Annotated in this window: 7 protein-coding genes; 1 reads left to right on the top strand and 6 read right to left on the bottom strand. The window is 43.1% G+C overall.

Going from position 1 to position 12,351, the window contains the following annotated elements; all coding sequences use genetic code 11:
* Positions 1-68 precede the first annotated feature (68 nt).
* Positions 69-2,234 (bottom strand): alpha-N-acetylglucosaminidase, encoded by a 2,166-nt coding sequence (locus I6E49_RS13335; RefSeq protein ID WP_235402929.1) that lies wholly within the window; start codon positions 2,232-2,234, stop codon positions 69-71.
* A gap of 158 nt (positions 2,235-2,392) precedes the next feature.
* On the opposite strand from I6E49_RS13335, the gene I6E49_RS13330 reads away from it, so the two are divergent.
* Entirely contained in the window at positions 2,393-4,030 is a 1,638-nt protein-coding gene (locus I6E49_RS13330) for a Na+/H+ antiporter NhaC family protein (protein ID WP_235402928.1), read from the top strand.
* A gap of 369 nt (positions 4,031-4,399) precedes the next feature.
* On the opposite strand, the gene I6E49_RS13325 is transcribed toward I6E49_RS13330, so the two are convergent.
* From I6E49_RS13325 to I6E49_RS13305, 5 genes are all read right to left on the bottom strand, one after another.
* Positions 4,400-5,572, bottom strand: coding sequence for an FN3 domain-containing metallophosphoesterase family protein (locus I6E49_RS13325; protein WP_235402927.1), 1,173 nt, complete (start codon positions 5,570-5,572; stop codon positions 4,400-4,402).
* A gap of 22 nt (positions 5,573-5,594) precedes the next feature.
* The gene (locus tag I6E49_RS13320) at positions 5,595-7,271 is read right to left on the bottom strand and encodes a RagB/SusD family nutrient uptake outer membrane protein (protein ID WP_235402925.1); all 1,677 of its coding nucleotides are present in this window, start codon (positions 7,269-7,271) and stop codon (positions 5,595-5,597) included.
* 12 nt (positions 7,272-7,283) lie between these two features.
* A complete protein-coding gene (locus tag I6E49_RS13315; RefSeq protein WP_235402923.1) occupies positions 7,284-10,604 on the bottom strand; it encodes a TonB-dependent receptor in 3,321 nt (1,106 codons plus the stop codon).
* A 42-nt stretch (positions 10,605-10,646) separates the two neighbouring features.
* Positions 10,647-11,507, bottom strand: coding sequence for a FecR family protein (locus tag I6E49_RS13310; protein ID WP_235402921.1), 861 nt, complete (start codon positions 11,505-11,507; stop codon positions 10,647-10,649).
* A 113-nt stretch (positions 11,508-11,620) separates the two neighbouring features.
* Positions 11,621-12,187 carry an RNA polymerase sigma-70 factor gene (locus tag I6E49_RS13305; protein ID WP_235402919.1) on the bottom strand — a complete coding sequence of 189 codons (567 nt, stop codon included), beginning with the start codon at positions 12,185-12,187 and terminating at the stop codon, positions 11,621-11,623.
* Positions 12,188-12,351: the final 164 nt, after the last annotated feature.

Here is a 12,351-nt window from a genome sequence, read left to right as displayed (position 1 = left end):
AATACCAATGCGCCCTGCAAGGGCAAAAGCGTTAATTATCAATGCTTTTGCCCTTGCAGGGCGTTTTGCTATTCAAATACATTATTAAACGCAGTCTGCGCAAACTCTACAGGATTGCCTTGCGCCTCATACGGATAGACATTGTGTAGCAACGTCCACTTCTCGTCCATTGCATAGAAGTCAATATCCTTCATTGGCTTGCCGTCAAGTGTGGCAGCAAGAGCCTCGAAGTAAGCCTTCCAACGCGGATAATAGAAGTCAGCCAATACACCGTTCCATTCCTTATGGGCATACTCACGCAGTCCGCCACGTTCGGCTGCACTACGATTGCCCCATGTAGTTATCTGTACACGGGCGTTCCATTCGTAATGATTGCGCTCTTGTTCGTTTTGTCCAAGATTTCTTGCGCTACGAATCCATCCTCCCACCATAAAGTCGGGCATCGACGAGAGCAGACGATCCTGCTGCAACAGAATGTCAAGGAAGCGCTTTGTGGTATAATCGAACATCTTGCGGTCCTTCGCCTTGTATGCAGCCACTATCTCATCATAGACATAGCGTGCCTGCTCGGCTATCGCCTGACGCGTTACGTCAACAAGGTCGTAGCGGAAATTGTCATTTGCCTTCACTTCATGCGAAGCCTCAACCATAAGCCGTGCGGCACGTATAACGTCATCGGGATTGTAGAACTCTTCCATCTCCGACCACGACGACACCTGATATACATCCAATGCCGGACGGGCACACAACACAGACTCATGACATCCCTGCTCTACTATCTTTGCCCCAGCACCATATACCGAACGTGCAAGCAGCAACCAAGCATCGTGCACCTTGGCATTATTGATGTTGCCATAGCGTGCCTCAACATAATCATGAAGCCACTCCTTCCATGAGAACTTGGCATCACGCCAAGGCAACTCCGACAAGAGTTCGTACATCACGGGATTGTTCTCTATGCCCTCCATTGTCAGTCCCACACCCTTCATCGTTGACTTGAAGGAACTGCAACGTGCCTTATAGTACTCGTCGACAACATGTTGCAACTTGCCGAACATTCCAACATTACCACCGAAGTTCAAGAGCATGCAGAAAGCCCAATCGTGTCCGTTGAATCCTTCCTTGCGATACCATGTCGACTCAGAGTTGCCCCATTGCGGTCGGTTCTCCGAATAGAGGTCGAGCACAAGCATATCACCATTCTTCAGATGCTTAATCATAGACGGATAAGGACATGCACCCCAAGCCTGCACCACCCAAACAGCATTTGGATTGACAGCCTTCATGGCTCCCATAATGGCCTCGCCTGCCTTACGCAAGTCTACGCCACCGGCATTACCACCCTCATGAAAGGGGTCCATGCTGTAGAAGTCAGCCTTGCCATATAGACGCTGTTGCTCCTTATAATATATTGAGGCTATCTCAGCAAAACGCTTTGAAGTAGGCTGCAGAAATGCCGGACGTTTATAGTCGTTCCACTTGCCAGGGTCTGCCACGTCAAGACCGAGTCGCTCCTTGGCATCATGTGGTACCATACCCGAATAGCCTGGCAAACAAACGTTGATGCCAAGCTCCTTCATACGTTTCATTATCTGCTTCTGCAGACGCTCACGTTGCTGATACCAGTTGTCGGAGTTGGGTCCGCCCCACCCCTCAAGATTGTTCATAAGCCACCATGCCTGGAATGCCGGACCAGCAACAAACTCGTTGGCCTCATCCTTCGTATAGCCCAACTTCAACAGCACATTACGCCAAACAACATCTGTGCCTACGATGTCAAGACACAGATTGATGCCATGCAAAGCCATCCAGTCGAGTTCCTGTTCCCAACGCTTCCAATCCCAGAACGCCATAGAATAAGACAGCGTACAATAATTGAGATAATAGCGGTGCTTTATGTCCGTAGTATGACGCTCCACCCCCTGCACAAGCGGAAGCGTAGCAGGCAACGAAGCGTGCATAGAGTTCCATGTAAGGTGTACGCCCACACTATACTTCAAATACCAGTTTATACCCGAGGCAATGCTGACGTAGTTGTTTCCACGGATAAGCGGGTTGCCATTCTTGCTTGTAATCTCAAAGAAATCACGGTCGGAACGCACCGTTTCAGTCATAATCTTGCGCGACGCTCCCTTGTCAATACGTTCAAGCAAACCCTCAATAGGGGTAGCAGCAAACAATTGCAATGCAATAAAAAACATGAAAGCAATCAGTAGGTTTCGTTTTGGTGTCATTGTTATAGAGGTTTATTAATATTAGTTCAAAAGTAATTCAATGATGCAAAGTTACTTAAAACTAATGATTATTCATACAATTACACTTTTTAGTTTTACTTTTTGCAGCAAAAGCCTTACCTTTGCACTCCGAAAAAATCATGAGATAAGAATTTATTATGGACTTCAATTTTATTGGGACAATCTGGTCCCTTCTTCCTCCAGTCGTAGCCATTGCACTGGCATTGAAGACCAAGGAGGTATATTCATCGTTGTTCATAGGCATAGTGCTTGGTGCTATTTTATACAGTATGTCTATGGGCACTGGCTTTGAAGGCTTCTTGACACATCTGCTCAACGACACAGTAGGAACTGGTTCAGATGCCAAACAATACGGACTCATTTCATGCCTGTCCAATCCATGGAACGTAGGCATTATCGTGTTCCTTGTCGTACTGGGTTCTATAGTGTCGCTGATGAACAAGGCAGGAGGCTCGGCAGCTTTCGGACGTTGGGCATCAAAACACATCAAAACAAAGATAGGCGCACAGATAGCCACTATCATTCTCGGCATTCTCATCTTCATCGACGACTATTTCAACTGTCTTACAGTAGGCTCCGTAATGCGTCCTATAACCGTACGCCACGGTGTGACAAAAGAAAAGCTCGCCTATCTCATAGACTCCACAGCAGCTCCGGTCTGCATCATATCGCCCATATCAAGTTGGGCGGCAGCAGTATCCGGATTTGTGTCTGGCGGAGAGAATGGACTGGCATTGTTCTGTCAGGCTATACCGTTCAACTTCTACGCATTCTTCACCATTATCTTCATGTTTATGATTGTAGTGTCGGGCTTCGACTTCAAGGCTATGAGCAAGTACGACGTACGCTTGCAGGAATGGTATGAGCGCACAGGCGGACTGGTAGACGAGGTGATTGACACCAAGCTGCATATCGTAGAGCATGGTGTGGGTGCCAAGCAAGACAACAAGAAGCCGACAACTACCAACGGTTCGGTCGTAGACCTTGTAGTCCCGATTTTGATGCTCATAGTGTTCTGCATGGCTGGCATGCTTTACTCAGGCGGATATTTCGACACTACAAGCGATTGCCACCATAACTTTGTAGATGCCTTTGCAGCAAGCAACGCATCAGTAGGATTGGTTATCGGTTCGCTTGCAGCATTGATTCTTACAATAACAATGTTCGTAGTACGTCGCACACTGAAGTTCGACAATGCCATGAGTTGCCTCATCAAGGGTTTTGAAGCCATGGTTCCAGCCGTACTGATACTTACACTTGCATGGACACTGAAGAGCATGACCGACTCGCTTGGTGCAGCCGAATACGTATCAGGCGTAGTTGCAAGCAGTGCCTCAGGACTCCAGATGCTGCTACCGGCAATAATATTCATCGTGGCAGCATTGCTTGCCTTTGCAACCGGCACGTCTTGGGGAACATTCGGTATACTCATTCCAATATGCATAGCCGTATTCCCGGCTGCAGCACCGCTACGCATCATTTCCATATCGGCATGTATGGCAGGTGCAGTTTGCGGCGATCACATCTCACCGATATCCGACACAACCATTATGGCATCGGCAGGTGCTGAATGCAAGCACGTACATCATGTGTCATCGCAGTTGCCGTACGCCCTGACAGTAGCCGCCGTGTCGTTCCTGACATTCGTCGTAGCAGGATTCACACAACAATTAGGCGTAATAGCAAGTGCCGCAATTTCATGGATATTCGGCATAGCAATGATTTTCTCAGCATTATGGATACTGAAAAGAATTAGCTCAAGACAGCCTCGTTAATACTGGGACACAAATATCTTGATAATAATTATTAATATTTTGAAAGCGGAAGAATGAATACGTTATCATCACCCGATGAAGACGTTATCGTTGGCAGATGAATACGTATTCGTATTAGGAGACAGATACAAACGTCTCAGAATAAGTAACAGTTCAGAATTTCAGTTCCGTCCGCAAGTCACGGAAAGTGCATTCACAAGTAATATAATGATACTTTGCATAATATTATATATTAAAGTGGTGTTTAATATAATAATAAATGGCCAAGTATCATTATATTGTCTTTTTCGGATTAATTCAGTAATCAATTAGATAATGTAGGAGCAAAAAAGTCTGCGCCAATTAATTGACGCAGACTTTTAATGTTTCTTATTTTGCTTTTACTGTGAATTTCTCCACCAATGTGCCCTTTGTATCATACATATCAAGATGTAGATTTTGACCCTCTGTCCATCCTGAAATAACGTGATCAAGCGAATTTACAACAACTGGGAACTTAACTTCGTTATCTGGTTGATTTATTATGTGCCGATGCAGATGACCGCACAACATAACATCAACCTTAGCTTCATTTAATATTGGTACAAACTTGCGCAACACTTCATACTGACCATGCCACATATCTTTTACAGGACGAGGCGGTATATGACCAACCACAACATGCCACTTGGCACGACGATACTCTTCTGACTTAACTACTTGAGCCAGCCATTCGGCTTGTTCGTTACGATAATTGTCATAATCAGTAATACCACTATATTCAAGGTCTGTATCAGGTTTATCCTCACCTGTATCCAGCATAATGAAACATACTGGTCCTTGTGAGAACATATAATACAGATGCGGTTCCTTTGGGGAAAAATACTTCTGACACATTGTAGCATATTCACCACGAGTTTCGTGATTGCCACGAACATAGTACAGAGGTTTCTCTTTTGCAAAGAGTTTAATGGATTCATCCATAAAACCAGTGAAAATCTGTTCCTCGCTAGTAAGATTAGAAAGCATATCGCCATTGAATATTACCATATCCTTTTGCTTGTAATTAGCAACATTCATCAGTTTTGTAATGTCACCAACCCTGGCATGAATGTCATTAACTACAGCAAATGATGTTTCCCCCTTCTTAGTATCATTGGTTCTAAACATCGGTGGCTGTCCGTAGAAAACATCAAGAGCATCAGTTCGACCATATGTAACGACCCAACTCTTGTGAGACAAAACCTCTGTAACATAAACACGATACCGATAGTTAGTACCAGGTTTCAGCCCTTTAACCTTAACAGAATGTAGTGTTGAAGTATTCTTTACACCATTTGTTGTGTCGAAAAACTTTGGGCGTTCTACGGCATAATAATTAGTACCATCGTCAGGAGCAAGTTCTACCCAACCTATTGAGGGTTTATTTGCAACCCAGACGAATGTAGCCTCTGTTTCTCCCACATTCTGCAAGTATGGACCGTGGGTTATGGCTATGCCATCGGCAAATGAACCCAATACGGCCCATACAAGGCATAGAATTGTCAATACAGCTTTTCTCATTTGTCTGTCTATTTACAATTCATTATTTCTTTTCGTAACCTTCTGTTTGAGTTAGGTTCGGATTAGTGGTGAGCTGCGCATCTGGAATTGGCAAATAACGCATATATGGCTTGAAGACGAGTTTTTCAAGTGTGCGTTCATTCTCATTTTCAGCAGTAGGTGCTGTTATGACAGCACGGCGATCCGGATCTGGTTCATTATAGTCGACTGTACCAACTGCATGATACCATTTTCCATTAAGAACAGTCTCTGCCAACATCTTACCGTCCTTGTCATGCCAACGCAAAAGGTCGGGACGACGCAGACCCTCACCAGCCAACTCAATGCAACGCTCACGGCGTATCAACTCACGACGCTTGTCTTGAGTATCATACTTAGTGCGGTCAACCTTTATTTGTCCACCACGCTGACGCAACTCATCTATATAATCGAATGCCTCAGAAATATTCTCATTCTTCTCTATGTCAATCTCAGCAATGGTAAGCAATACCTCTGCATATCGGAAAAGGATTGGGCACAATTCATCATCATCAAGCGAAGCCGAATACTGAGACCTTGGTGTAGTATACTTAGCCCAAATCATGCCTGTATGTGATGAGTTATTTTCCTTGTTCCAATAATCCAAGTTAGTCTTGCCATTTATGGTCTTATCAAGTCCATTGAACACACGTGTCTTACCATCAGAACCAGTCCAATCTAATCCTGAATACACTACCGTATTCTTCAAACGAGGATCACGATTTGCAAACGGATGTGTCGGGTCATAACCAGAACCTTCTTCATTAGGCATCAAACCATTGTTCATCTCAAACATGTCTACAAGGTTTTGGGTCGGTACGAACGAAGCCCAACCACCATCAGCATTATTATACAAACGTATGGTGTTAGAGAATGCATATGTGGTAGGTATATGCTGCATTGAACAAATAATTTCCTTCGAATCACGTCCTTTAAGACTAAACAGTTCAAGGAAAGACATACTCTTCTCTATTTCGTACAATCCAAGACTCTGAATGTCACGAGCTGCTTTAAGAGCCAGATCCAAGTCCCCCCAATAGAGTGATGCACGCATCTTGATAGCAAGGGCTGTACCTTTAGCAATACGACCACGTGCGGACGGCTGTTTGTTTAACTCGTCAGCAGCCTGGTCTAGTTCGTCGTACACAAACTGTTTCACTTTGTCTTCACTATCACGAGGTAATTTTGCATCATCTGCAAGCTGTGGCAAACCTGTGATGAGAGGTACACCACCAAACCAATAATTCATTTGGAAGTAACGATAAGCACGTATTGTGCGCACCTGTCCCATCAAGTCCTTCTTTACTGCGTCACTTATTCCTTGTACATTGTCGACATTGGCAAAGAAGTTGTTGCAACGACGTATTGTTTTATAGTCGTAATAAGCTACAGTACTTGAGCGGGACATTGACCCATTACCTACATATTTATACTTGCTTGAACCAGTGTAGCTGAATGCTATGTCCGACATACAATCGGCAAAGAACACTTCGGTTGAACCAGTGGCAGGACTACACCAATTGGGATAACAGGCTACAACTGCCTTTTCTGCATCAGCCTGTGTCTTCCAATAAGTTGCAGGTGACAGTTCATCCTTCGGAGCAGTGTCCAAAAAATCAGAGCATGATGTGAGTATACCACCTGCAAGCATCAATGTTATAATTGAATATGTAATTTTCATAACGTCAATTCTTTAGAATGTTAGATTTATACCGAATGAATGAGTGCCAACCTGAGGATAGTGAGAACCACGTCCTGATGGCGATTCGGGGTCTATATTAATTGGTAAATTATCAACCTTGAAGAGGTTTTCGCCAGAATAGAATATGCGCAGGTTGGATATACCAAGATGCGACAACCACTGCTTGGGCAATGTATAACCTATCTGTATATTCTTGAAACGCAAATAGTTGGTACGCTTTACCCAATAAGACGACACTGTATTAGGATAGCTGGCAGTCTTGCTCGTTTCAGCAATTCGGGGGAACTTACCATTCGGATTGGTTTTCTCATCGAAAGCATCGAACCAAGCCGTACAAGGATGCATAGTGTCACCTGTGAAATCGCCATAAACCTCAGCATTGAAATAACGATATACTCCCAATGCGCCCTGCATAAGCATTGACACATCAAGGTTTTTCCAACTAGCAGACAGATTAAGTCCATACGTGAACTTTGGCTGAGAAGTTCCGATTGTCGTACGGTCTTTTGCAGTCAAGCTACCATCACCGTCAACATCCTTGTATCTCAGGTCACCCGCTTTAAACGTCTTTGAGGCTCCAAACGGGTTGCCATACTGCTCGGTGTAAGCATCTGCCTCCTCCTGAGTACGGAACATTCCATCACAAACATATCCATAAAATGACTGATATGGTTCGCCTACACGGTTTATTATATAAGAATCTATTTGTTCTGTAACACCACCTAGGTCTAGAACCTCATTCTTGTTATAGGCGAAATTACCAGTTGCGCTAAAACCCCAATCACCCCAACGTTTATGGAAGCTTAGCGACATTTCTATACCACTATTTCGCATTGCACCAACATTGTCCTTGTATGCACTCAATCCATAAGAGCCAGGAACTGGCACAGACATAATAATACCAGTAGTTTTACGGCTATAGTAATCAATTGTGAAGTCAATGCAGTCAAGCAGAGTAACGTCGAGACCGATTCCCCAAGTCGTGGTTTTCTCCCATGATATAGTTGAGAGTTTCTGTGAGGTCTGTGCTACACCCGACTCTAATTGTCCGCCAAACGGATAGTTTGTACCAACGGCATAAGTAACCAGCCATGGGTAATAATCACTAAGAGCATCCTGATTACCTAATTGGCCCCACGATGCACGAAGTTTGAGATTCTGCAACCAAGTACGTGTTGACTCCATAAAGCTTTCCTCGCTAATACGCCATCCTGCAGAGAACGACGGGTAATATCCCCAACGGTTGCCTGGTGCAAAACGTGACGATGCATCAGCACGGAAATTAGCTTCAAAGAGATAACGTCCTGCATAATCATAGTTAATACGTCCAAAGTACGACATCATTGCCAACTCACGTGTATATCCTGAGTTTGTCTGTGACGATGAAGTTCCAGCATTCATATCTGTAAGCTCATTATTAGGAAAGTCATTGCGATATGCACGCAACTCATCATAATTGTATTTTTCAATATGATAGCCAGCGAGTCCCTTTAGATTGTGTCTACCGAAACTCTGATTATAATTAAGAAGGAGATCAAGCGACGGACGATTCCACGAATAACGACGTGAATTAAGCGAGTTAGGTCCATGATATTTGCTCGAATTATACTGTATATCCTTCATAAAATCATCTGTAGACTCCCACTGAGAAATATATGCTCCCTTGGCTGTAAACTTAAGTTGTTTGAGAATTTGGTAATCAATTGCCAATATACCAGTGAAATTCTGATGACGACGTTTGATAGTCTGGTCAAGATCAAGCCATGCTATCGGATTACCATCACCAAGAGTTCCATATGTTCCATCCTCATTCTTATACGGTACCCATGGAGCAAACAGGTTAACCTGACGTATGATTTGGTCTGATCCACCACCTACATACGAGTTTGTCGGATCTTCATATTTGTTGTTAATGTATGCCAAACTTGTGTGTACTGAGAACTTTTCAGACAACTTGACATCAACATTAGAGCGTAAGTTGAACTGTTCACGGTTACTATGCTGCATAATACCATTCTGATTAAGGTATCCAGCAGAAACCATATAGCTAGCATTGTCGTTACCACCATTCACACTTGCACTATGTTGATGCATGAATCCATTGCCTTGATAAGCCAAATCCTGCCAGTCAGTATCTGGATGACCATACGGGTCGCTACCATCACGGAACTTCTGTATATCTTCAGGAAGAAATCTTACTTTCTTTCCACTTGACTCCAATGCTTTGTTAAGATAATCTGCTGCATCAGCAGAGTGCATACGTTCTACATGTCCAGTTGCCACTTGCCAACCAAATGTACCATTGTAGTTGACTGTCGGCTTGCCAGATTTACCTCGCTTGGTAGTGATAAGAATCACTCCATTGGCAGCTTTAGAACCATAAATAGCGGCAGAAGCAGCATCCTTAAGTACAGATATCGATTCTATATCATTTGGATCTATAGCATTCATAGTACCGCTCTCCACACCATCAATAAGTATATATGGTGAAGAATTATTGAGGGTACCCACGCCACGTACTGTCATTGACGTATTATCCTCACCTGGTCGACCCTGACTATTGGTTATCTGTAATCCAGGAACAAGTCCTTGGATACCTGATTTTACTGATGTAATAGGACGTGCAGCAAGTTCCTTACTGGATACAGAAGACACAGAGCCCGTGAGATTTTCCTTCTTCTGTGATCCATAACCAACAACCACTAGTTCCTCAAGGTTCTGAGCGTTCTCCTTCATTGTTACCTTTGCAGCCACACCGCTGCGAGCCTTTACCTGCTGCGAGAGGAAGCCGATATAAGAAATGTCGAGTGTGGGGTTTTCCTTAGTAGATGTTAAGATATAATTGCCGTTAACATCTGTGACAGTTCCATTCTTTGTTCCCTGCTCCAAAACAGATGCACCAATGATTGGTTCACCATTATTGTCAAGCACACAACCTGTTATTTTATATTTTCCGGAACCTTGCTGTGTAGACTGTACAGACTGCGCTCCATTATGCCCAGCTTTAACAATAATGATATGACGGTCCACAATCTTGTAGGTAAGGTTGCCATTACCCTTCAAGATTTGATTCATCAACTCGCCAAGCGTTTCCGACTTTGACTTCAACGACACTGTCTTGTTAAGATTGATAGTGTTCTGTGAGAAATCAACCGACATTTGTGTCTGCTTCTCAATAGCCTTGATAATCGACGATACCGTTGCCTTGTTCTGAGACAGATGAATCACCTGACTTTGTCCGAACGTACTCATCGACATCGACAAACAGAGCGCAAGTGTGGCTGCTGTCTTCTTGTTCAATAAGGTCTTCATAGATTTGTTTGTTTATGTTAATAAAAATGGTTATTATAAGATTTATTTCTTGTAGAGTCTGACTTTTCGATTGTCTACAGTATAGTTTATTTCACCAGATACCATCGACAATACTTTCAGAATTCTGTCTAACGACTCTTCTTTCTTGAAGTTCATCGTATAACGCTTTGCCAGATTAATATCTGAAGCCACTGTTATTGAAACATCATACTTACGTTCCAGCGTCTTTATTATCTCTGAGAGTGGTTGTGATGCAAAATCCACATTACCTGCTACCCATGCACCATAAGCCATAGCATCAACTCTATTCTTATGCATGGTACCATCTTTGCGATTGTAAACAACTTGCTCATTCGGCTTTAGTGTCATTGATTGTTTATTGTCAAAAACCTTTACCAATCCTTCCTCAAGTGTCACAGTGATATTATCATCTTCGTTGTAAGAGTCTACTGTGAAATGAGTTCCAAGCACCTTAACCTTCAGACTACCCATATTCACAACGAATGGATGCATTCGGTCTTTTGCCACAGCAAAATGACACTTACCGTTGACATACACATTGCGGTTGTGCGTACGATTACTAAAACGAGCCGGATATATAATTGACGTACCAGCATCAAGCTTTACACAAGTATTGTCAGAGAGTATCAGACTATCTATCTTACCTTCTGGAACATAAAATTGTGTCAACTCCGTTTCCTGTACATGATATTCTGCCGAATAATTCCAAGCAACAAAAGCGGTGATTATAGGCGCAATGAATAGTGCAGCATACTTCATGATGCTTAGTACACGCAACTTGCGACGCTTTGTACGATTGTATGTCGTGCGGCGATTGCGGAATATATCAAGAGCATCCGACATCTCACTCTCTGATATGTCTGATACATCTTGATTCCACAAGCGACGCAGTGCATCGTCATTTGGGGTTGATTCTGTATGTTTAGTACTATTTGGTTGCATAGCTGTTTATGGTTTTCTACTAATAAGAGTAAAAAACCGGCAACCACACGTAGCTACTTATAGTTAATCAATGTTAACATTACAAGTAATGGCAATAACTTGCGTAAATGGGCAAGTGCAACAGAAATATGCGTCTCCACAGTACGCTTGCTTATGCCAAGACGCTCAGCAATCTCAGCATTGCTCAGTCCGTCTACACGACTCATAACAAACACACGGCGACGCTGCTCGGGCATAGAGTCTATCTCGCTCATTATTATATCATAAAGTTCCTCGTAGCACAACTTCATATCACCCGTCACATCATTGCCTTGAATGTCACATGCCGACTCATCATCACAATACACAAGCGACTGCTTCACACAATGTATGGCAGCATTACGAGCAGAAATGAAAAGATAATTGTCGAGATTTTCTATCTTCAAAAAACGTTCACGCTTAATCCATAGTTCCATAAAAAGATCCTGAACTATGTTCTCAGCCTCACTCTTCTCACGACAAAAACGCATTACAAACTGTAATACCTTGGGATAATAATCCACAAACAATGCGTCAAATGCCATCTCGTTGCCATCGGCAAGGGCTGACATAAGGAATGTACTATTTGTAAACTTATCCATAATGGTATCACTTATATAACTATAACAAATGCAAAGATAAACATTTTTTCAAAATTAGCTTAACAGCTTATCAGATATCTTCAATATCTATAGGTAGGTTCTATTAATTGATTAATTCAAGTGGAAGCCGTTCCGCCAGACTCAATCTTTCGGAATCAGTAGCT

The sequence above is a fragment of the Leyella stercorea genome, from assembly GCF_021531655.1.
This window is presented reverse-complemented; position numbering and strand designations above follow the sequence as displayed.